At 65.6% G+C, this 20366-nt stretch carries 21 protein-coding genes; 8 read left to right on the top strand and 13 right to left on the bottom strand.

Features of this window, described 5'->3' with window-relative positions:
* Window positions 1-97 precede the first annotated feature (97 nt).
* A complete protein-coding gene (locus tag ACM42_RS24985; RefSeq protein WP_271530386.1) occupies window positions 98-1318 on the top strand; it encodes a hypothetical protein in 1221 nt (406 codons plus the stop codon).
* Here the strand turns inward: ACM42_RS24985 and gmk are convergent.
* From gmk to ACM42_RS24940, 9 genes are all read right to left on the bottom strand, one after another.
* A complete protein-coding gene (gene gmk / locus ACM42_RS24980; RefSeq protein WP_271530385.1) occupies window positions 1251-1910 on the bottom strand; it encodes a guanylate kinase in 660 nt (219 codons plus the stop codon). The two genes, ACM42_RS24985 and gmk, sit on opposite strands and share 68 nt — an antisense overlap.
* A 3-nt stretch (window positions 1911-1913) precedes the next feature.
* Window positions 1914-2801, bottom strand: a complete 888-nt coding sequence (locus ACM42_RS24975; RefSeq protein ID WP_271530384.1) for a YicC/YloC family endoribonuclease — start codon at window positions 2799-2801, stop codon at window positions 1914-1916.
* Between the two features lie 164 nt (window positions 2802-2965).
* Window positions 2966-4240 (bottom strand): endolytic transglycosylase MltG, encoded by a 1275-nt coding sequence (mltG, locus tag ACM42_RS24970; protein WP_271530383.1) that lies wholly within the window; start codon window positions 4238-4240, stop codon window positions 2966-2968.
* 125 nt (window positions 4241-4365) lie between these two features.
* Entirely contained in the window at window positions 4366-5631 is a 1266-nt protein-coding gene (fabF, locus tag ACM42_RS24965; RefSeq protein WP_271530382.1) for a beta-ketoacyl-ACP synthase II, read from the bottom strand.
* 107 nt (window positions 5632-5738) lie between these two features.
* On the bottom strand, window positions 5739-5978 hold the full coding sequence (locus ACM42_RS24960; protein ID WP_008551805.1) for an acyl carrier protein: 240 nt from the start codon (window positions 5976-5978) through the stop codon (window positions 5739-5741).
* A 316-nt stretch (window positions 5979-6294) separates the two neighbouring features.
* Window positions 6295-7032: a 3-oxoacyl-[acyl-carrier-protein] reductase gene (gene fabG, locus ACM42_RS24955; protein WP_271530381.1), complete on the bottom strand. Its 738-nt coding sequence runs from the start codon at window positions 7030-7032 to the stop codon at window positions 6295-6297.
* A gap of 102 nt (window positions 7033-7134) precedes the next feature.
* The gene (gene fabD, locus ACM42_RS24950; protein WP_271530380.1) at window positions 7135-8094 is read right to left on the bottom strand and encodes an ACP S-malonyltransferase; all 960 of its coding nucleotides are present in this window, start codon (window positions 8092-8094) and stop codon (window positions 7135-7137) included.
* A gap of 173 nt (window positions 8095-8267) precedes the next feature.
* A complete protein-coding gene (locus ACM42_RS24945) occupies window positions 8268-9293 on the bottom strand; it encodes a fatty acid desaturase family protein (protein ID WP_271530379.1) in 1026 nt (341 codons plus the stop codon).
* A complete protein-coding gene (locus ACM42_RS24940) occupies window positions 9290-10000 on the bottom strand; it encodes a TetR/AcrR family transcriptional regulator C-terminal domain-containing protein (protein ID WP_271530378.1) in 711 nt (236 codons plus the stop codon). Before ACM42_RS24940 ends, ACM42_RS24945 begins: the two co-directional genes overlap by 4 nt.
* A gap of 340 nt (window positions 10001-10340) precedes the next feature.
* On the opposite strand from ACM42_RS24940, the gene rpsF reads away from it, so the two are divergent.
* The 4 genes from rpsF to rplI all read left to right on the top strand — a co-directional run bounded on the left by rpsF (window position 10341) and on the right by rplI (window position 12812).
* Window positions 10341-10808, top strand: coding sequence for a 30S ribosomal protein S6 (gene rpsF, locus ACM42_RS24935; protein WP_024338128.1), 468 nt, complete (start codon window positions 10341-10343; stop codon window positions 10806-10808).
* Window positions 10809-10813: 5 nt separating this feature from the next.
* Window positions 10814-11053, top strand: coding sequence for a 30S ribosomal protein S18 (gene rpsR / locus ACM42_RS24930; protein WP_007592020.1), 240 nt, complete (start codon window positions 10814-10816; stop codon window positions 11051-11053).
* Window positions 11054-11186: 133 nt separating this feature from the next.
* Window positions 11187-12164, top strand: coding sequence for a DUF2232 domain-containing protein (locus tag ACM42_RS24925; RefSeq protein ID WP_271530377.1), 978 nt, complete (start codon window positions 11187-11189; stop codon window positions 12162-12164).
* A gap of 48 nt (window positions 12165-12212) precedes the next feature.
* The gene (rplI, locus tag ACM42_RS24920) at window positions 12213-12812 is read left to right on the top strand and encodes a 50S ribosomal protein L9 (protein WP_194387725.1); all 600 of its coding nucleotides are present in this window, start codon (window positions 12213-12215) and stop codon (window positions 12810-12812) included.
* Window positions 12813-12930: 118 nt separating this feature from the next.
* On the opposite strand, the gene ACM42_RS24915 is transcribed toward rplI, so the two are convergent.
* The 3 genes from ACM42_RS24915 to ACM42_RS24905 form a co-directional block, all read right to left on the bottom strand.
* Window positions 12931-13398: a PaaI family thioesterase gene (locus ACM42_RS24915; protein ID WP_271530376.1), complete on the bottom strand. Its 468-nt coding sequence runs from the start codon at window positions 13396-13398 to the stop codon at window positions 12931-12933.
* An 11-nt stretch (window positions 13399-13409) separates the two neighbouring features.
* On the bottom strand, window positions 13410-14006 hold the full coding sequence (locus ACM42_RS24910; protein ID WP_271530374.1) for a TetR/AcrR family transcriptional regulator: 597 nt from the start codon (window positions 14004-14006) through the stop codon (window positions 13410-13412).
* 107 nt (window positions 14007-14113) lie between these two features.
* Window positions 14114-15079, bottom strand: a complete 966-nt coding sequence (locus tag ACM42_RS24905) for a hypothetical protein (RefSeq protein WP_271530373.1) — start codon at window positions 15077-15079, stop codon at window positions 14114-14116.
* 276 nt (window positions 15080-15355) lie between these two features.
* Between ACM42_RS24905 and ACM42_RS24900 the strand changes: the two genes are divergently transcribed.
* Complete coding sequence (locus tag ACM42_RS24900) at window positions 15356-16606, top strand: SAM-dependent methyltransferase (protein ID WP_271530372.1); 1251 nt, start codon at window positions 15356-15358, stop codon at window positions 16604-16606.
* A 110-nt stretch (window positions 16607-16716) separates the two neighbouring features.
* Here ACM42_RS24900 and ACM42_RS24895 read toward each other — a convergent pair whose 3' ends face one another.
* Complete coding sequence (locus ACM42_RS24895; RefSeq protein ID WP_271530371.1) at window positions 16717-16923, bottom strand: transcriptional regulator; 207 nt, start codon at window positions 16921-16923, stop codon at window positions 16717-16719.
* Between the two features lie 541 nt (window positions 16924-17464).
* On the opposite strand from ACM42_RS24895, the gene ACM42_RS24890 reads away from it, so the two are divergent.
* Both ACM42_RS24890 and alr read left to right on the top strand, forming a co-directional pair.
* On the top strand, window positions 17465-18970 hold the full coding sequence (locus tag ACM42_RS24890) for a replicative DNA helicase (protein WP_028178051.1): 1506 nt from the start codon (window positions 17465-17467) through the stop codon (window positions 18968-18970).
* 54 nt (window positions 18971-19024) lie between these two features.
* Window positions 19025-20302: an alanine racemase gene (gene alr, locus ACM42_RS24885; RefSeq protein WP_271530722.1), complete on the top strand. Its 1278-nt coding sequence runs from the start codon at window positions 19025-19027 to the stop codon at window positions 20300-20302.
* Window positions 20303-20366 lie beyond the last annotated feature (64 nt).

Genomic DNA, 20366 nt, shown 5'->3' with positions numbered 1-20366 from the left:
AGCCACATCCTCTCCGGATTTGCGGCTCATTGCCACCCAACTCTTTGACGAGAAAGGGCTGGTTGAGAGTTGCGTCATGCGTAACCGGGAGACCAGGATGGGCAACCGAACCGCAAAATTCGTATCTGCGCTTATTGGCGGCATCATTGCCGGCGCACCGCTGGCTGCCGTGTCGCAGAACGCGCCGGCCCCATCGAGCGCTGCCAGCACGGCTTCCGACTGCCTCGCAGCGCCAAAGGGCGCCGCGCCGCAGGGACAGCACTGGTACTACCGCCTCGAACGCACCACCAAGCGGCAATGCTGGTACCTGCGTGCCGCCGGCGACAAGGACAGCGCGAAAGCCGCACAGACTGCGCAGGCTCCGAGCGATACTCCGACGGCAGATGCGCCGGCGCCGCAGCAGCACGCGGTGCAGGACGCGCGCGCCGAATATCTGACGCCGCGGAGCAGCGCCGCCGCGAAGACGCCGAACGCCCCCGCGCAAGCCGCCGCGACACCGGTCCAACAAGTCGCGGAGCAGACCGCAGACGGCAACGCGCAGCAACCCGCCGGCGCTCCGCCATGGCCCGATGTCTCCACAGCGTCCGCTCCGCCTGCGCCGCCGGCACCAACCGTCGTCGCGGCACCCGCACAACCGGGCGCAAAGCCGTCAAAATCCCCGTCCCCGGTGACGCTCGCCGCGGCAGACAGCACGACCGACAAGCCGACCGGCTCGCTCCAGACGCTGTTGCTCGTGATCGGCGGCGCGCTGGCGCTCGCTGGAATCCTTGGCAGCGTCGTCTACCGCCTCGCCGGCGTGCGCGCCCGCCGCCAGTCCGCCGACCGCCACGGACATTGGGGCGATCGGGAGATACAGAACGAAGACGGAAGCCGTGCGCCCTGGCTCGCTTCAACGCCGGCCGACGCCCGGCCGCCGCACCCCATCGACTTCGATGCGGTACGTCCGCAGCCGAAGAAACAAGGGACAAAACTCGCCGCGATCGGTCGCGAGATCGAGCTGATCGACGCGCGCAGGCAACGGGCCGCCGCCCCGGCCGCAGAACCTGTCGAGGTCAGAAGAGACAAGGTCGAGATGAAGGCGGTCGGCAAGACAATCGCGACCGTGGCCGCAGCTCCGCAGCTCGCCGCCAACGAAATCGGCGAGAATCGCGATAGCGCGCCGCAAGGTCATGACACCGACGCGGTCGACATCGACGTCATCACGACGATGCTCGAACAGCTGGCGAAGGAAGGGCCGCGCCTGTCGCGGCCTAACCTTGAAGCTGACCTTGCAAACTTCGCACGAAGCCTACGAGGCCAATCCGCCGCTCGCGCTTGAGGCGTTCGGCCTTCAGGATCGACTGCACCTCGGCGAAGGCCTCGTCGACGTCGTGGTTGATCACGATGTAGTCGTACTCGGCCCAGTGGCTCATCTCGTGGCTGGCGCGGCTCATGCGCTTGCGGATCACCTCGTCGGAATCCTGTGCGCGCGAATGCAGGCGCTTCTCGAGGTCGGCCGCTGACGGCGGCAGGATGAAGACGCTGACGACGTCCTCGCGGGCCTTGTGCTTCAATTGCTGCGTGCCCTGCCAGTCGATGTCGAACAGCACGTCCTGCCCGGCCGACAGCGCCGCCTCGACGGGACCACGCGGCGTGCCGTAGCTGTTGTCGAACACCGTCGCCCATTCCAGCAGCTCGTCGGCCTTCACCATGGCATCGAATGTGGCCTTGTCGACGAACGTATAGTCCTTGCCGTTGACCTCACCCGGGCGCATCGGCCGCGTGGTCGCCGAGACCGACATTTTCAAGCCCGGCATCCGCTCGATCAGGAGACGAGACAGTGTCGTCTTGCCCGCACCCGAGGGCGAGGACAGCACGAACATCAATCCGCGCCGCTCGACACCGTCAGTTCCGTGACCGCCCGTCGTCATCGATCACTCCAGATTCTGGACCTGCTCGCGGAACTGCTCGACCACGTTCTTCATGGCGAGGCCCGTGTTGGTCAGCTCGATGTCGTTCGACTTCGAGCAGCAGGTGTTGACCTCGCGGTGAAACTCCTGCGCCAGGAAGTCGAGCTTGCGCCCGATCGGGCCGCCCTTGCCCATCAGCTCGCGCGCCTGCGCGATGTGGGAGGCGATGCGATCGAGTTCCTCGCGGATATCGGCCCTGGTCGCGATCAGGATCGCCTCCTGCATCAGGCGGTCGGAATCGAACCGGTCGGAGGTGTCGAGCAGGGCTGCAATCTGCTCGGCGAGCTTCGCCTTGATCGCCTCAGGCTTGCGGCCCGGCGCAGCTTCCGCCTTGCTCGCGAGCTGCTCGATCTCGTCGACACGCTGGGTCAGGATCTGCCCGAGCGAAATCCCCTCGCGCCTGCGCATCTCGACGAGGTCGGCGAGCGCCTTGTCGAAGGCTTCGGCCGCAGCGGCACGCGCGGCCTTGTCCTCCTCTTCGTCGCCCTCGGGCTCGGCGATCTCGACCACGCCCTTGATGGCGAGCAGGCCGTCGATGCTCGGCGCCACCGCGTCGACCTTGCCGGAGATCAGCGCGGCGGCCTTGAGGACCGCATTGAGCACGTCCTCGTTGATGCGGACCGTGGCGGCCGCATTGGTGCGCTTGACGTTCAGATTGGCGTAGACCGTTCCGCGCGACAGAAGCTCGCCGGCGCGCTTCTTGGCATGGGCCTCCAGTTCCTCGAAGCCCTGCGGCAGCCGCACCCTGAGGTCAAACCCCTTGGCGTTGACCGACTTCAATTCCCATTCGAACGTGTACGGCCCGCTCGCGCCGTGGCTTCGGGCAAAGCCGGTCATGGACGACAGCGCCATCGGTTCAGATTCTCCAGGAACACGGGATTCGCGAGGCTATCAAGCCACGCGAATCTTAAGACTATTTTGCCGGAAAGTGGAATCCGCAATGTCCGCAGGCAAGCTCCGCAAGCCTAAAGCATGATCTTTTCGGAAAACCGCTGCGCACTTTTCCGGATCATGCTTTAGCGCTGGACCACCGGCGGCGCGGACTGCACCGCGCCCTGCCGGGCCGGCGCGGGATTGGCGGGGCGGGTGGCCGGCGGTTTTTTCTGCTGGCTCGGCCGCGCCGGCGTGGTCGCGGTCGGCGTATCGGCGGCAGCCGGCGCGCTGCCCGCCGGCGGCTGCGCCTCCTCGGCCGGCTCGACCGTGTCGTTCTGGATCTGCTTCTCCATGGCGCGGAGCTTCGCGACGTTCTTCTGATGCGCGTCGTAGGTCTCGGTGAAGGCATGCCCGCCGGTGCCGTCCGCGACGAAATAGAGGTCACGGGTGCGGGCCGGATTGGCGGCGGCCTCGAGCGAGGCCCGGCCCGGATTGGAGATCGGGCCCGGCGGCAGGCCCTCGATCACATAGGTGTTGTAGGGCGAGGGCTGCGTGATCTCGCTGCGCTTGATCGGACGGCCCAGCGTGCCCTTGCCGCCGACAAGGCCATAGATGATCGTCGGATCGGACTGCAGCTTGATCCTCTGCTTCAATCGGTTGACGAACACCGCGGCGACGCGGCTGCGCTCGTCGGGCTTGCCGGTTTCCTTTTCGACGATGGACGCCAGCGTGACCAGCTGCTCCGGCGTCTTGACCGGAATGTCCGGATTGCGGCGCTCCCAGATCTCGGCCAGCACGCGCTTGTGCGCCTGCTGCATGCGCTGGACCACCTGCTCGCGCGGTGTGCCGCGCGGGAATTTGTAGGTCTCCGGCAACAGCGTGCCTTCGCGCGGCAGCTCGCGCACGCTGCCGGTGAAGATGTCGTTGTCGGACAGCCGTGCCACGATCTGCTCGGAGGTCAGGCCTTCCGGAATCGTGACGGCATGCTGCACCACCTTGCCCTCGACGATGGTGGCGATGACGTCGCGCAGCGACGCGTTCTTCTGGAACGAATACTCACCCGGCTTGAGGTCCGAGCTCGCCTTCAACGCGGCGACGCTGGCGATGAACACCCAGGGGTTGACGTCGGTCACGCCTTCCCTGTTCAGCGTCTCGGCGATGTCACGCTTGCCCGCGCGCTGCGGGATGTTGACGATCTTGTCGTCCTTCAGCGGTCCCGGCGCCTCGAGCATCTGCCGTCCGTAATAGTAGACGCCGCCGGCACCGAGCATGGTAATCAGTAGAAGGGTGATGATGGCGTTGCCGACGATCACGAGCGGGTTGCGCGCGCGGTCCGATCGCTTGGGCGGCGGCGGGAGTTGCTCGGGCTCGAGCGCTGCCCGCGGACTCCGGGGTGAAATGGGCGGCCTTTCACTCATCGAAACAACCTGAATCCTGCCGGTTCAAACGCGGCCGACAATCGCTTGCCCTGCCAAAATGCACGCGCCCACGTCCATGACTATCGCCGAATGCGGCAAAACGGTGGTTTCGTCTCAAACGCAAACTAACTGGCCAAGCGCCGGAAGATCACCGACGCATTGGTACCGCCAAAACCAAAAGAGTTCGATAACGCGACGTTGACCTCACGCTCCTTCGCCTTGTGCGGCACGAGATCGATCGCAGTCTCGACCGACGGATTGTCGAGGTTAATCGTTGGCGGCACGACGTTGTCGCGAATCGCGAGAATCGCGAAGATCGCTTCGATCGCACCCGCCGCGCCGAGGAGATGGCCGGTCGACGACTTGGTCGAGGACATCGCGACCTTGGAGGCGGCATTGCCGAGCAGACGCTCGACCGCGCCGAGCTCGATCTCGTCGCCGAGCGGCGTCGAGGTGCCGTGCGCGTTGATGTAGTCGAGATCGGACGGCGTGAGGCCGGCGCGCTTCAGCGCCGCCAACATGCTGCGGAAGCCGCCATCGCCGTCGGGCGACGGCGAGGTGATGTGATAGGCGTCGCCCGAGAGGCCATAGCCGATCACCTCGGCGTAGATCCTGGCGCCGCGGCGCCTGGCGTGATCGAGCTCTTCCAGCACGAGGACGCCGGCGCCCTCGCCCATCACGAAGCCATCGCGGTCCTTGTCGTAGGGACGCGAGGCCTTCTCGGGTGTCTCGTTGAAACCGGTCGAGAGCGCGCGCGCGGCGTTGAAGCCGGCAATGCCGATGCGGCTGATCGGCGACTCGGCGCCGCCCGCGACCATCACATCGGCATCGCCGAGTGCGATCAGGCGGGCAGCATCGCCGACCGCATGTGCGCCGGTCGAGCAGGCCGTGACCACGGCATGGTTCGGCCCCTTCAACCCGTGCGCGATCGAGACGTAGCCGGAGGCGAGATTGATCAGGCGGCCCGGAATGAAGAACGGCGACACCCGGCGCGGTCCGCGCTCCTTCAGGAGGATGGCGGTTTCGGCGATGCCGTTGAGCCCGCCGATACCGGACCCGATCATGGTGCCGGTCGCGCATTTGTCCTCTTCAGTCGCGGGATGCCAGTTGGCGTCGTCGAGCGCCTGGCCGGCCGCGGCCATGCCGAAGATGATGAAGTCGTCGACCTTGCGCTGGTCCTTCGGCTCCATCCACTTGTCGGGATTGAAGCTGCCGTTGGTCCCGTCGCCGCGCACGACCGTGCAGGCGATCTTGGTCTGAAGATCGGAGACATCGAAGCTCTCGATCCTGCGCGCACCGCTTTCGCCGTTGAGGATGCGCTTCCAGGTCGGTTCGACGCCACAGCTGAGTGGCGAGACCATGCCGAGGCCCGTGACGACAACCCGCCTCATATCCGAAAACTCCGCATCGAAAGACTCACGGCCAATAACAAGAAACCGGCTGACCGCTGCGAAGCGGCCCGTCCGGTTTCAATGTTGTCCCCGCGAAAATGAAGAGCTTAGCTCTTCGCGTTCTTCTCGAGAAACTTCGTGGCGTCGCCGACGGTGAGAATCGTTTCCGCAGCGTCGTCCGGAATCTCGCAACCGAATTCCTCCTCGAACGCCATCACCAGCTCGACGGTATCCAGACTGTCGGCGCCGAGGTCGTCGATGAAGCTCGCGTTGTCGACAACCTTCTCGGGCTCAACACCAAGGTGTTCGACCACGATCTTCTTAACCCGCTCGCCAATGTCACTCATTGCTTAACCTCGTGTTGTTCCCTGTAGACCCGACCCCCCGGGACGATACGAGCCGTCGTGGTCGTTTGACTGCCTTCGCTTACGAACTTGATTTGGCCCATCCTAACCGATGCAGGCCCGGCGAACGACGGCCAAAGGCTCCGCATCGCCAATATACAGGGTTTCAAAAACCTGCAATGGCGTTCTTTGCCCATCCGTTGAAGGTCCGGTTATCATACTTCAATTGCCTTGACTACAAGCCTCATTTCGCTCCGGAAACGGCCGTTTGCCGCATCCGGCATCCGGCACCGCCTTGACGGCAGTGCGGCACGAGGCGTCAGATCATGGCCATGCCGCCGTTGACGTGGATGGTCTGCCCGGTGACATAGGACGCTTCGTTCGAACTCAGGTAGACCGCGGCTGCCGCAATGTCTTCGGGCGTCCCCAAGCGGGCGGCCGGAACCTTGCTTAGAATCGTTTCACGCTGCTTGTCGTTGAGCGCATCCGTCATCGGCGTCTTGATGAAACCGGGCGCGATGCAGTTCGCGGTGACGCCACGCTTGGCGTACTCGGCACCCAGCGTCTTGATCATGCCGATCAGGCCTGCCTTCGACGCAGTATAATTGCCCTGCCCCGGATTGCCGGTGACACCGACCACCGAGGTGATGGCGATGATGCGGCCGAAGCGCTTGCGCATCATCAGCTTGGTCGCGGCGCGCGCCAGGCGGAAGGTCGCGGTCAGATTGACGTTGATGACCTCGTCCCAGTCCTCGTCACGAAGTTGCACGAAGAGGTTGTCGCGCGTGATGCCCGCGTTGGCGACGAGAATGTCGACCTGGCCCATCGCAGCTTCCGCAGCCGGCACCAGCGCCTCGACCTCGTCGGCCTTGGAAAGATTGCAGGGCAGCACATGGGCGCGCTCGCCGAGCTTGCCCGCAAGCTCGTCCAGCACTTCCTTCCGCGTCCCCGATATCGCGACGGTGGCGCCCTGCGCGTGCAGCGCCTGCGCGATCGCGCCGCCGATGCCGCCGGTCGCGCCGGTGACGAGCGCCTTTCGGCCAGTCAGATCGAACATCGATAACTCCTCCAAAGCACGACCCGGAAAAATGCGCAGCGGTTTTCCGGAAAGATCGTGCGTCAACTCGAGAACTCAAGCGCGACGACCATTCGTCGCGCTTTAAGCCTGCTTCGCGGCGGCCAATGCATCCCTGGCGGCGGCAATATCGTTCGGACCGCCGACCGCAACGCCCACGGCACCGTCCGCGATGCGCTTGACGAGACCTGTCAGCACCTTGCCGGCGCCGATCTCGAAGAAGCGGGTGACGCCCTGCCCGGCCATGTAAGCGACCGACTCGCGCCAGCGCACCGTGCCGGTGACCTGCTCGACCAAGCGGCGGCGGATCTCGTCGGGATCGGTGATGGCGCTCGCCAGCACGTTCGACACCAGCGGCGCGGCCGGCGCCTTGATCGTGACCTCGGCCAGCGCGGCCGCCATGGCGTCCGCAGCCGGCTGCATCAGCTTGCAATGGAACGGCGCGGACACCGGCAGCAGCATCGCGCGCTTGGCGCCCTTGGCCTTGGCGATCTCGACGGCGCGATCGACCGCGGCCTTGTCGCCCGAGACCACCACCTGCCCGCCGCCATTGTCGTTGGCGGCCTGGCAGACCTGGCCCTGCGCCGCCTCGTTGGCGACCTCCATGGCGGCTTCGTAGTCGAGACCGAGCAGCGCGGCCATCGCGCCGGCGCCGACCGGGACCGCCTTTTGCATTGCGAGACCGCGCGTGCGAAGCAGACGGGCGGTATCCGAAACCGTCAGGCTGCCGGCCGCGGCCAGCGCCGAATATTCACCAAGCGAATGACCGGCGACGAACGCCGCATCTCGTCCCACGGAAAAACCAGCCTCGGCCTCCAGCACGCGCAACGTGGCGACAGACACCGCCATCAGCGCCGGCTGGGCGTTCTCGGTGAGCTGGAGGGTTTCGGCCGGACCTTCCCAGATGATGGCCGTCAGCTTCTCGCCAAGCGCGGCATCGACCTCGTCGAACACGGCACGCGCCACCGGAAAGGCGTCGGCCAGGGCCTTGCCCATGCCGACCGCCTGGGAACCCTGCCCAGGAAATGTGAATGCAGCCGTCATCGGCGCTCCCTGCTTGTCGGGCATGGTCCCTGCGAGAACCGGCAGCCGATGTGGCACGGCCTTAGGCCATGGTTCCGGATCATGCTCCAAAGGGGGCCGTAGACACCGTCCGGGGCTGCACTGTCAAGCTGAGATGGGAGCTTCGGCCGGCATTCAACCGGGAATGCGCCCCCTCAAAACCCGCCGGCGGTCTGGTTGGCATCGACTTCCGCCCCGGCCTGCGCGCGGCGCGCACTGTTGACGAGTTGCCCCGGCCGATCCTCGCGGTTCGGCTTGGCCGTCGCCAGCCGCAGCACCGCCGCGTAATTCGGCTGCACTTCCATGCGGCCGGCATACCGGCTCGCACTCAGGAGACAATGCACCTTCGGCAGATTGTAGCAGGGCACGTAGAACAAGAGATGATGCTCGAGGTGATAATTCACGTAGTACGGCGCAATGAACAGGCGCTCGAGAAAATTGGCATGCGTGGTGCGGGTGTTGCGCAGGGGATCGCTGCTATCGGGGACGACGGCGTGCTCTGCGATGTTGCGAATGCGGGTGATGACCATCATCCAGGTCAGGAGCGGCACCAGCCATAGCAGCGGATAGGCCCACCACACGCCAGCCGCAGCGAGCGCCGCAAACATGATCGCGTTGACGACACATTGCGGGCCAAGCTTCTCCCAGAAATGCGCCACGCGCTGCCGCCACGGCCAGTCCTTTGGCCCAAGCGCGTTGAGTAGTTGCGCCTTGCGCTGCTGGTAGCCGGTCTGGCCGGTGATGTCGCGAACGAACTTGCGGCGATAGCTGAGCTTGGTGATCGGAAACGGCGCCGACAGCACGAGATCGGGATCGTCCTCCTGCTGGGTGCGCGCATGATGCTGCAGGTGATAGCGCCGGTAGCTGCGCGTCTCCGCAAACAGCGGATAGGCGCAGAACCACTGGCTCAGTGCCAGATTGGTCTTCTCGTCGGCGGACAGGCAGCCATGCGCACCGTCATGCATCAGGATCGCAAGGCCGAGCTGGCGCGAGCCGATGATGGCGACGGCGAGGACGTAGGTGATCGGATTGGGCCACCACGCGACCAAGGCGATCGCCCCTGATATCAGCGCCCAGGCGTGCGCGATCAGCGCAGCGCCTTTCCATGTCACGCGCTGGCGCACGTCGGCCAATTGATCGTCGGTCAGGAAATCGCGGGCACGCATGCGAAGCGCGGTCATGGCCTACCCTCTCCATTCGAATCGCTGGACGCGCCGGCCTCCTCGACGAGACGCAGGCGCCCGGTGTCGCCGGTGGATTTCGCCTGCTCGCCCAGCACGCGCAGCATCTCGGCGCAGAGCTCCTCGGGCGAACGGCCCATGGCGTAGCCTTCGAGAATGACGCCGATGGCGACGGCCCAGAACCGCCGAGAGCTTTCGTCGGGCGCGCGCAGGGAGCGCCAGCCGTGCCGCGCCACCTGGCTGGCATAGGCGCGCGCGCCTTCGCCGTGCAGGCGCTCGATGGTCCGCTCGACCAGCGGTGCGAGATCCTGGCGACGGCGCGTCAATGTCAGCGCTTCCGCGAAGAAAGCGACCGAATCGCTCGCCGTGACCGTCTCGGCCAGCGCGTGGGTATATTCCCGCGGCGTGCGCGCCCTCAGCGCCGCCTGCTCGGTCGCACGCGCCAGATACAGCAGATCGCGGCAGGCGCATTCGACGAACAGCGCCTCCTTGGTGCGGAAGTAATAGGTGATCTGGCTCGGGAACGCGTCCGCGGCGGCCGCGATGTCGGTGATTGCCGTGCCGGACAGCCCCCGCTCCCGAAACAGCGGGCTCGCGGCATCCAAGAGTAACGACCGCATTTTTCGGCCGGCCGAGCGCGTCGCGCGCGCGGCGTGCTTGGGATCGCCTGCCGCCTCGAGCGGCCCGCGGGCCGAGGTTTCTGCCATGGAGGTCCTCTCCGTCGATTTATTTGTATGACATACAAACAAACGGGTCAAGCGGATGTGGTATGGGAGGGTGGTCCAGTTTCACCGGCGCGGGATCCGGGCCGACAACCTGCCCCCAACCTTGCAAAGCCGGCCAAAATCCGTATAAGGCGCGCATCCGCAGACCCCGGCCGGGAGCTGAACGGACGGTCTCAGCAAATCATTCGTGATTTTGGTGTGGCAGGGCCAGTCGACCCGTCGTCCCGTGTTTCCGCCTTCTGAGCTTCATCCCAGAGTCCTTTCCGAAGGTCTCTCAAGGGCTTGACGCCGGGCGATGCGCCAACATGAGGAAAGGACTTCCATGCCTCTTTACGAGCATGTCTTTCTCGCGCGTCAGGACGCGAGCCCGCAGCAGGTCGAAGAGCTGACTGCGCAGATGACCGGAATCGTCGAAGGCCTCGGCGGCAAGGTCACCAAGACCGAGAATTGGGGCGTACGCTCCCTCACCTACCGCATGAACAAGAACCGCAAGGCGCACTTCGTGCTGCTCAACATCGACGCGCCGTCCGCCGCGATCGCCGAGATCGAGCGCCAGGAGCGCATCAGCGAAGACGTGATCCGCTATCTCAGCGTCCGCGTCGAGGAGCTCGAGGAAGGCCCGTCCGCGATGATGCGCAAGGCCGACCGCGATCGCGAGCGTGACGACCGTGGCGGCGGCTTCCGCGGCGAGCGCGAAGGCGGCTTCCGGGGTGACCGCGAGGGCGGCTTCCGCGGCGATCGCGGTCCGCGCCGTCCGCGCGACGAAGCTGAAACCACGGATGGGGAGTAAGAACAATGGCTGAAGCTGGTGCACGTCGCCCGTTTTTCCGTCGTCGCAAGAGCTGCCCGTTCACGGGCGCCAATGCGCCGAAGATCGACTACAAGGACTCCAAGCTGCTGATGCGTTACGTCTCCGAGCGCGGCAAGATCGTGCCGAGCCGCATCACCGCGGTGTCCGCAAAGAAGCAGCGTGAACTCGCCCGCGCCATCAAGCGCGCGCGCTTCCTGGGCCTCCTGCCCTACGTCATTCGCTGATACGACCAATTCGACCGGCGGCCGCTGGGCCGCCGGTCGTGACTTTCTGAACTCATAAGGCTTCCGGGTCGTCCGGTCGCCGATGGTTGGGGCAAACGACGCCTCTAACCGCTCGAAGGGAGCGGGACAGCTGATGATGGCATTTGTACTCATTGCCCTGATCGCCGGCGCCGCGTCGGCCCTGATGTTCGCCTCGATCATCTCGGGCGCGATGATCTCGCTCGTCCTGTTCTATCTCGCACCGCTGCCGCTGATGGTCGCCGCGATCGGCTGGGGACCGCTTTGCGCGAGCCTCGGCGGCATTGCCGCCGCGATCGGCCTCGGCGCCCTGTTCGGCCTGCCCTACTGCATCGCCTTCGCCGTCACCGTCGCGTTGCCGGCCTGGTGGCTTGGTCATCTCGCCCTGCTCGGCCGGCCGGTGGGCAGCCTCGCGCCGGACGCCGGCGGCGAACCACCGGCCAAGCCCGAGATCGAGTGGTATCCGGTCGGCCGCCTCCTGCTCTGGATCGCAGGCTTCGCCACGCTGACCACGATCGCCGCCCTGCTCACGCTCGGCAGCGACGCCGAGACCATCACCGGTACGCTGCGGCGCGGGCTGATGCGCCTCCTCCGCACCACCGACCCGCAGACCTCGGGCGAAGCCGGCCAGTTCGTCGACGCGCTGGTGCGCATGGTACCGGCCGGCGCCACGATCATCGCGATGATGACGCTGACTCTCAACCTCTGGCTCAGCGCCAAGGTGACCGCGACGTCGGGCCGGCTGCGCCGTCCCTGGCCGGATCTGATGGCAGCCGAGCTGCCGCCGATGACCCTGGTGGCGCTCTGCATCGCGCTCGCCTTCTGCTTCACCGGCGGGCTGCTTGCCATCGTCGCGCAGATCGCCACGGCCGCGCTGATGATGGCCTATGCGCTGACCGGTTTCGCCGTGCTGCATACGCTGACACTCGCGTTGAAGAGCCGCACATTCTGGCTCGGCTCGACCTACGCCGTCGTCGTCGTGTTCGGATGGCCAGTGATCGCCATGGTCATCCTCGGTCTAGCGGATGCCGTGTTCGGCTTTCGCGAGCGCTTCCTGCGCAGCCGGCAGCCGCCCCCACTGCCAACCCCTTAAGTCACCCCGAAACTGAAACCTACAGAGCACTTCAAGAGGAGAACGAATATGGAAGTCATTTTGCTGGAACGCGTCAACAAGCTCGGCCAGATGGGCGAAGTCGTGAAGGTTCGCGACGGCTACGCTCGCAATTTCCTGCTCAAGCGCGGCAAGGCGCTGCGCGCCACCGCCGACAACCGGGCCAAGTATGACGGCATGAAGGCCGAGCTCGAGGCCCGCAACCTCGCCTCGAAGGCCGAGGCGTCCAAGGTCGCCGAGAAGATCGAAGGCAAGAACATCATCGTGATCCGCCAGGCGTCGGAAGCCGGCCAGCTGTTCGGCTCGGTCAACGTGCGTGACATCGTCATCGCGTTCGAAGCCGATGGCGTTTCGCTGGCTCGCCCGCAGATCCAGCTCGATGCGCCGATCAAGACCATCGGCAAGCACACGATCACCGTCGCCGTTCACCCCGAGGTCGAGGTCGAGATCACCGTGACGGTCGCGCGCAGCCAGGACGAGGCCGAGCGCATCAACCGCGGCGAGGATATCTCGACCCGCAACGAGGATCGCGATGCGGCGGCCGAGGCGATCGCCGCCGCCGGCGAATTCTTCGATCCGGACGCCCAGCACGACGAAGTCGAGCCGGCCCCGGCTGCGGAAGAGAAGTAAGCCACAAGCCGTCATTCCGGGATAGTCCGAAGGACCAGACCTCAGGTGCGCAATTGCGCACCAGAGTTCTCGCTTCGCGAGCCCCGGAATGACGGCAGTAGAGATCAGCCCGGTCGCCTCAGGCGGCCGGGCTTTTCGTTCTGCCGGCGACGTCCTCGCTCAGCATCGCGATCGAGGCCAGCGCAGTTGCCGTATGCTTCTCGACTCCGTCGCTGACGCAGAACACATCGGCCGCAACCACAGCGACCTGTCGGCCCGGCTTGATCACCTTTGCCCGGCAGATCAGCTTTTCACCGACCGCTGGCGACAACAAATTGAGCTTGTATTCGGCCGTCAGCGCCGGCTGGCCGCGCGAGGTCGCGGCAGCGATCGTCGTGGCGTTGTCGACCAGGAACGCGGTAACGCCGCCATGGAAGAAGCCGTGCTGCTGAAGCAGCTCCGGCCGGCGCTCCACGGCGATGGTGCAGGTGCCGCGCGACAATTCGGAGAGCTCGGCGCCCACCAGGTTCATGAAACCCTGCCGGCCGACATTGGCGTGGATGCGTTCGGCAATTGGCGCGAATTCCGGATCAGCTTCGGCCCGCATGCGGTCTCTCCCTATTGCTTGTTGATGCGATCGAGTGGCCTCAGCGCACGAATGGCGCAAGCGATCAGCGTGTCGGCCTCAATGCGCGGATCGGTGCGATCGCGCCCCGACAGAAAGGCACGGCAGAAGATCTGCGCCGGACCGATGAGCTGGCTGACGAACATCACCGGCGTCATCGGCAAAAGCTCGCCGCCTGCAACCAGCGGCGCCCGCCAGCGCTCGATGCCTTCGGCAAGCCGCGCGTTCTGCGCGCGCTGGGCATCGCGCACGTCCTCGCCCCATTCGCTGCGTGAGATCTCGAAGAGGTAGCGCGCCTCGCGCCGGCTGGTCACGACCCAGTCGAGATGAGCCCGGATCAGGCGATCGATGCCCTGCTCCGCATCGGGCACGGGATCGAGCGCGGCCAGCACCGCGGCGTGATAGTGCCGCAAGACCTCCAGGAACAGCGCACCGGCAAGCTCCTTCTTCGATCCGAAGACATGAAAGAAGCTGCCGTTGGAGGCGCGGGCCCGGGTGCGGATCGCGGCCACCGTCGCGGCTTCGAAACCGACGCGGTCGAACACCAGCAGCCCGGCTGCCAACAGATCGTCTCGCACGCTCGCCGCCATCGAGGCCTCCTAGAGTAGCACTCTAGAGCAATACTCTAGTCTTAGTCAATGCAATGCGGAGGCCGCATTGAAAGCGGCCTCCGCATGTCGGTGAGAGGGTAGCGGATCTAGCGCGAGATCGGCGGCACCGGCGGGCCGGACGACTGCGCCGGCGGGGCTGCAGCGGTCGCGGGCGGTGCCGGGTCCTGCTGCGGCCTGGCCGCCGGTTCGGGGCTCGCTGCAGGCGCGGCCAGCTTGGAAGCGGCCTCGTCCGCCGGCTTGGACGACGCCGGTTCGGCGGGCTTTGCCGCGGCAGGTGCAGCCGGCGTCACCTGCGGGACCGGGTCGGATCGCAGTGCCGGAGCTTCGCTGCCGCGCGTCTCGACCTTTGAGCCATCCGGCCTGGGCTCAACGGGCTTCTCGGATGCCTTGCCGCTGTCGGGCTCGGCCTTGGCGCTGTCGGGCTTGGCGCTGTCGGGCTTGACGGCCTCAGGCTTTGGCTCGCTCTTCTTGTCCTCGGTCGCCGGGGCGGCAGCATCGACCTTCGGGGCTTCCTCAGTGCCCGGCTTGGCGCGCCGCTTGCCTTTGCGCGGCTCGGGCGCGGCCTGTCCCTCCGGCTTCGCACTTTCCTCGGCGGGTCGCGCCGCGCGCTTCTGACGCGCGCCCTCGGGGGCCGGAGCAGCACCCTCGCCCTCCGGCCTGGCGGCCTCTTGCGAGCGGTGGCGGCGGCCCTGATGCTCAGGCGACTGGCCCGGAGCGGAGTTGGCTTCCTTCTCCTTGGCGCCGTCCTTCTTGCCGTCCTTGGCCTGGTAGCGGGTGTCGGTGGCACCGTTGGAGACCAGGTAGGAGGCGAGGACGCCCGCCATGTCCGAGCTCGTGGTGTAGTGCTGGCGCAGGAATCCCGGCAACGAACCCGGCGTCACGGACTTCAAGAGTCCGCGCGGGCTCTTGTGGCAGGCATTGCAGGTCTGCGCGAAAAGCTGGGACGGGGTCTTGCCGGCCTCGAGGTTCGTCGCCTGCGCAAGAACGGTATCGGCCGCGCCGAAGCCGGTCAGAAGCAATACCGTCGCGAGGCTGAGCGCTCGGCTCGACATTCCCATCATCTCCATTGAATTCCGCGAATGCAGCCGGCCTCCGGCGCGGCGGCGGTCACCTTTTAACCGATTGAGCCGCGAATGGAAGCAGGCTCCACGCGCAAGGATGTGATTAAGCCATTTTCGAATATCGGCTTTGAATACAGCGCAATAGCGCGGCCGGAACCGCCTCGCTAGATTTGGATGCAAACGCATAGGAACCGCTGCGGCGCCTGGGCGTCAGATGTGAAAGCCGGGTTAGTCGCATCTTTCGGGTTCGCTCGAGAGGAAATGTCGATGGACCGTTTGTTGCGTAAATTCCTGTCTCAATTCATCCGGCGCGGGTCGATGACGGTGACCAGCGCAAGCGGATCGAAGTTCACGGTCGGCGACGGCTCCGGCGAGCCGGTCGCGGTGCGCTTCGTCACCGCGGACGCGGAGCGGAAGAGCCTCATCAATCCCGAGCTCGGGCTCGGCGAGGCCTACATGGACGGCGAGTTCGTGGTCGAGCGCGGCACCATAGCTGATGCCCTCGCGATCCTGCTCGATCAACCCGACCTATTGCCGCACTGGGCCAAACCGTGGTGGCACCTGCGCTACCTGACGCGGCACCTGAAGCAGTTCAATCCCCGCACCCGCTCCCGCCACAACGTCGCCCATCACTACGATCTCGACGGCCGGCTCTATTCGCTCTTTCTCGATGCCGACAAGCAATATAGCTGCGCCTATTTCGAAACGCCCGAGATGCCGCTCGACGACGCACAGCTTGCCAAGAAACGGCACATTGCAGCGAAGCTTCTCATCAAGGACGGCCAGCGCGTGCTCGACATCGGCTCCGGCTGGGGCGGCCTCGGGCTCTATCTCGCCGAGATCGCGGGCGCCGATCTCACCGGCATCACGCTGTCGACCGAGCAGTTGCAGGTCGCCAATGCGCGCGCTGCCGAAAAGGGCCTGACGGACTCGGCCAGATTCCAGCTCCAGGACTATCGCGACATTGACGGTACGTTCGACCGCATCGTCTCGGTCGGCATGTTCGAACATGTCGGGGCAAGGTTCTACGACGCCTACTTTCAGCGCTGCGCCGAATTGCTGAGCGAGGACGGCGTCATGCTGCTGCACGCGATCGGCCGTTCGCAGGGCCCGGACTCGACCAATCCCTGGATCGCCAAGTACATCTTCCCCGGCGGCTACATCCCCGCCCTCTCGGAGGTGCTGCCGGCGATCGAGCGAGCGGGCCTCCTGGTCTGCGACATCGAGATTCTGCGCCTGCACTACGCCGAGACGCTGAAGGCCTGGCGAGAGCGCTTCATGGCGCGGCGCGAGGAGGCGGTGCAGCTCTACGACGAGCGCTTCGCCCTGATGTGGGAGTTCTATCTGGCGGCCTGCGAGATGACGTTCCGCAAGCAGGCCATGATGAACTTCCAGATCCAGCTTACCCGTCGCCAGGGTGTGGTGCCGATAACCCGCGACTACATCCAGCGGGAGGAAGCCCGGCTGCGGGCGCGTGAGGGCTCGGCCATGCCCAGGCTCAAGCTGGCTGGTGAATAGACCCTGGTCCTAAAGCGCGATGCGATTAGGATGAATCGTCATCGCGCTTTAGGTTGTTGTTTAAGCATGATCTTTTCGGAAAACCGCTGCGCACTTTTCCGGATCATGCTTTAGTGACGCAAGGTCGACATCAGGGAGGTCCGGAAAGCGGCCCTTAGCGCCAGTTGCGCGCGCAGCTGCAGCAGGATCTCGGGTGCGACCGGCTGGCGACGGACGTCAGGCCGTTCCGCGTGCTCCATGGCCGCGATCAGCCCGGACAGCCAAAGCCGGCTGCCAGCCTCGCTTCGCCAGTTCTGGTGCTGCCGTTCTGGCTGCATCGCTCGCCTCATGTCTCTGTTGGCGCGGAAATGGACAATCCCCGGCCGGCCTGGCTGTTCCGCATGATCCCCGAAAGAATCCGGGGAGATGTGATCTGCTTCACATAAGTCTGGTCAGGGCTGTCTTAGACCGTCACCATGAGCAAAGAGACCCGAACCTCATTGGACGTGCCGGACGACCTCCGTACCGATTATGCCCTGATCGTCACCGGCGTCGGGGCCGCCTTGGTTGCGCTGGTCTACCTCCTGCTGGTCTGAACCGAACCGGCCGCGGCCAGCGTGCGTCATTTCGCGCGCTCTCCATACGTCTGCGCGCCCGTCGATAGGGTTCATGGGTTCCGGTATTTTTCGATGGCGCGGCCGCTTCCGCCGCGCGAGGTCCGCGGAAATCCGTCAAGCGCGGCGCATGCTGCGACCGCTAATCATCCACCATTTTAACTGAGCGGTTGATAGCGGTCAGCTTTTGCTTCCGCTTTCGCCTGCGGCGGCGCTTTATCCCGGCCCCGCATCTGCCCAAGAAAATTGCTAAGCACGTCCGACCATGGCCCTGACTGATTCGAACGTTCTCAAACTCGCGCCCGATGCCGGGACTCCCGCCTATCGGAGCGCGCCGCATAATATCGAGGCGGAACAGAGCCTTCTGGGCGCGATCCTGGTCAACAACGACGCCTTCTACCGCGTCTCCGACTTCCTGGAGGCGAAGCATTTCTTCGAGCCGCTACACCAGACGATCTTCGAGACCGCCGGCAGCCTGATCCGGATGGGCAAGATCGCGACGCCCGTCACGCTGAAGACGTTCCTGCCCGCCGATACCGATGTCGGCGGCATGACCATCGGACAATATCTGGCGCGGCTCGCCGCCGAAGCCACCACCATCATCAACGCCCAGGACTATGGCCGCACCGTCTACGACCTGTCGTTGCGGCGCGACCTGATCGGCATCGGCGAGGACATGGTCAACGTCGCCTACGACGCACCGGTCGACTTCCAGCCACGGGCGCAGATCGAGGACGCCGAGCGCAAGCTTTATGAACTCGCCGAATCCGGCCGCTATGACGGCGGCTTCCAGAAATTCTCGCAGGCGCTGACGGTCGCGGTCGATCTCGCGGCAAAGGCGTTCCAGCGCGACGGAAAGCTGTCGGGCATCTCGACGGGCCTGCGCGACCTCGACACCAAGATGGGCGGCCTGCAGCACTCCGACCTCATCATCGTCGCCGGACGTCCCGGCATGGGCAAGACCTCGCTGGCGACCAACATCGCCTACAACGTCGCGCAAGCCTATGTTCCGGAGCTGCAGGCCGACGGCACCATGAAGGCCGCCAATGGCGGCGTGATCGGCTTCTTCTCCTGCGAAATGTCGGCCGACCAGCTCGCCACGCGTATCGTGGCCGAGCGCACCGGCATTCCCTCCTCCCACATCCGGCGCGGCGGCATCTCGGAAGCCGATTTCGAGAAGATCCGACAGGTCTCGATCGAGCTGCAGTCGCTGCCCTTCTACGTCGACGCCACCGGCGGCCTCTCGATCGCGCAGCTGATGGCGCGCGCGCGCCGGCTCAAGCGCCAGAAGGGCCTCGACCTCCTCGTGATCGACTACATCCAGCTTCTGTCCGGCTCCAGCAAGCGCGCCAACGACAGCCGCGTGCAGGAAATCACGGAGATCACGACCAGCCTCAAGGCGCTGGCCAAGGAGCTCAACGTCCCCGTCATCGCGCTGTCGCAGCTCTCGCGTCAGGTCGAATCGCGCGACGACAAGCGGCCACAGCTCTCGGACCTGCGCGAATCCGGTTCGATCGAGCAGGACGCCGACGTCGTGCTGTTCGTGTTCCGCGAGGAATATTACCTCGCCATGAAGGAGCCGCGTCCCGGTACCGAGGAACACGCCAAATGGCAGGCCGACATGGAACGCACGGTGGGCCGGGCCGAAGTCATCATCGGCAAGCAGCGCCACGGCCCGACCGGCACGGTCGAGCTGCACTTCGATTCCTCGGTCACGCGCTTCGGCGACCTCGCGCATGACGGCCAGCTGCCGGATCGCAGCGACTACTAGATTGTTCCCTGGGTTGAACCGGACCTGCCTCTTGCGTAAAACGGCGCCATGACAATGGCGTCCGACCCGAAAACGATCCCGCAATCCGGTCTTCCCTCCGCAGAGGCCAATCAGGCTGCCGCGCTCGCGGCCTATGGCGGCGTGCTGACCGTCGATCTCGATGCCATCATCGCCAATTGGCGCAAGCTCGAGAAGACGGCGGTGCCGGCCGAATGCTCGGCGGTGATCAAGGCCGACGCCTATGGCTGCGGCGCCGAGCAGGTGTCACGGGCGCTGAGCAAAGCGGGCTGCAGGACCTTCTTCGTCGCCACCCTCGAGGAGGCGCGCAAGGTGCGCGCGGCCGTTCCGGAGCCCACGATCTACGTGCTCGGAGGCTATTTCCAGAACACCGGCGAGCACTACGCCAAGATCAATTGCCGTCCGGTGATCGGCGATCTGAACGAGCTAGCCGAATGGGACGTATTCTGCCGCCGCAGCGGCTGGACCGGGGGCGCGGCTGTTCACATCGACACCGGCATGAACCGGCTCGGCCTGACGCTTGCGGACGCGCAGGCCATCATCCCCCGCATCAACGCCGGCGATCACGGCATCACGCTGGTGATGAGCCATCTGGTCTCGGCCGAGCAGCTCAACAGCCCCATGAATGCCAAGCAGCTCGCGACCTTCCGCAGCATTGCAAGCGAGTTCTCGGGCGTCCCGGCGGCCCTCGCCAATTCCTCCGGCATCTTCCTCGGCGCGCCATTCCAGTTCGACCTGGTCCGACCGGGGGCTGCGCTCTACGGCGTCAACCCGACGCCGGAGGCCGACAATCCGATGCAGCCGGTGGTCGAGCTCAAGGCGCGCATCGTGCAGATCCGCAATGTCGAGCGCGGCGAGAGCGTCGGCTATGGCGGCACCTGGACTGCGCGGCGGCCGACGAAACTTGCGATCATCGCGGTCGGCTATGCCGACGGCTATTTCCGTGCCGCCAGCTCCAATGACGGCACCCGCGGCGCCGACGTCATCGTGGCCGGCAAGCGCTGCCCGATCGCAGGCCGCATCTCGATGGACCTCATCGCCATCGACATCACCGACCTGCCGCCGAACGCGGCGCGGCGCGGTCACATGGTGACGCTGCTCGGCGACGGCATCACCGTCGACGAGCTCGCGCACCATTTCGGCACGATCGGCTACGAGGTGCTCACCAGCCTCGGCCACCGCTATGCCCGCGTCTACAAAGGCGGCGATGTGGTGGAGCCGCTGGAACGGCCGGCGCTGCCGACGGGAGCCGAGCAGCCGCTCCCACCGCCGCCAATCGAGCAGCCCGCAAGCCCACCGCCTCTGCCGACCTGATCGACGCCGCTTCTCGCTTTCCGGGCCTGGCTCTGCGCCGCATCGCTTTCGCGCCGCGGCTTGT

Origin of the sequence: Bradyrhizobium sp. CCBAU 25338 (assembly GCF_028128965.1) — a bacterium.
Lineage (GTDB): Bacteria > Pseudomonadota > Alphaproteobacteria > Rhizobiales > Xanthobacteraceae > Bradyrhizobium > Bradyrhizobium liaoningense.
This window is presented reverse-complemented; position numbering and strand designations above follow the sequence as displayed.

Excerpts from the sequence above, each read along its gene's own strand:
- rpsF (WP_024338128.1), top strand. The coding sequence starts at position 10,341 with ATGCCTCTTTACGAGCATGTCTTTCTCGCGCGTCAGGACGCGAGCCCG.
- ACM42_RS24910 (WP_271530374.1), bottom strand. The coding sequence starts at position 14,006 with ATGGCGGCGAGCGTGCGAGACGATCTGTTGGCAGCCGGGCTGCTGGTG.
- rplI (WP_194387725.1), top strand. The coding sequence starts at position 12,213 with ATGGAAGTCATTTTGCTGGAACGCGTCAACAAGCTCGGCCAGATGGGC.
- ACM42_RS24900 (WP_271530372.1), top strand. The coding sequence starts at position 15,356 with ATGGACCGTTTGTTGCGTAAATTCCTGTCTCAATTCATCCGGCGCGGG.
- ACM42_RS24925 (WP_271530377.1), top strand. The coding sequence starts at position 11,187 with ATGATGGCATTTGTACTCATTGCCCTGATCGCCGGCGCCGCGTCGGCC.
- fabG (WP_271530381.1), bottom strand. The coding sequence starts at position 7,032 with ATGTTCGATCTGACTGGCCGAAAGGCGCTCGTCACCGGCGCGACCGGC.
- ACM42_RS24895 (WP_271530371.1), bottom strand. The coding sequence starts at position 16,923 with ATGCAGCCAGAACGGCAGCACCAGAACTGGCGAAGCGAGGCTGGCAGC.
- alr (WP_271530722.1), top strand. The coding sequence starts at position 19,025 with ATGGCGTCCGACCCGAAAACGATCCCGCAATCCGGTCTTCCCTCCGCA.
- fabF (WP_271530382.1), bottom strand. The coding sequence starts at position 5,631 with ATGAGGCGGGTTGTCGTCACGGGCCTCGGCATGGTCTCGCCACTCAGC.
- ACM42_RS24985 (WP_271530386.1), top strand. The coding sequence starts at position 98 with ATGGGCAACCGAACCGCAAAATTCGTATCTGCGCTTATTGGCGGCATC.
- ACM42_RS24905 (WP_271530373.1), bottom strand. The coding sequence starts at position 15,079 with ATGTCGAGCCGAGCGCTCAGCCTCGCGACGGTATTGCTTCTGACCGGC.
- ACM42_RS24960 (WP_008551805.1), bottom strand. The coding sequence starts at position 5,978 with ATGAGTGACATTGGCGAGCGGGTTAAGAAGATCGTGGTCGAACACCTT.
- gmk (WP_271530385.1), bottom strand. The coding sequence starts at position 1,910 with ATGACGACGGGCGGTCACGGAACTGACGGTGTCGAGCGGCGCGGATTG.
- ACM42_RS24915 (WP_271530376.1), bottom strand. The coding sequence starts at position 13,398 with ATGCGGGCCGAAGCTGATCCGGAATTCGCGCCAATTGCCGAACGCATC.
- fabD (WP_271530380.1), bottom strand. The coding sequence starts at position 8,094 with ATGACGGCTGCATTCACATTTCCTGGGCAGGGTTCCCAGGCGGTCGGC.
- ACM42_RS24940 (WP_271530378.1), bottom strand. The coding sequence starts at position 10,000 with ATGGCAGAAACCTCGGCCCGCGGGCCGCTCGAGGCGGCAGGCGATCCC.
- ACM42_RS24945 (WP_271530379.1), bottom strand. The coding sequence starts at position 9,293 with ATGACCGCGCTTCGCATGCGTGCCCGCGATTTCCTGACCGACGATCAA.
- rpsR (WP_007592020.1), top strand. The coding sequence starts at position 10,814 with ATGGCTGAAGCTGGTGCACGTCGCCCGTTTTTCCGTCGTCGCAAGAGC.
- ACM42_RS24890 (WP_028178051.1), top strand. The coding sequence starts at position 17,465 with ATGGCCCTGACTGATTCGAACGTTCTCAAACTCGCGCCCGATGCCGGG.
- ACM42_RS24975 (WP_271530384.1), bottom strand. The coding sequence starts at position 2,801 with ATGGCGCTGTCGTCCATGACCGGCTTTGCCCGAAGCCACGGCGCGAGC.
- mltG (WP_271530383.1), bottom strand. The coding sequence starts at position 4,240 with ATGAGTGAAAGGCCGCCCATTTCACCCCGGAGTCCGCGGGCAGCGCTC.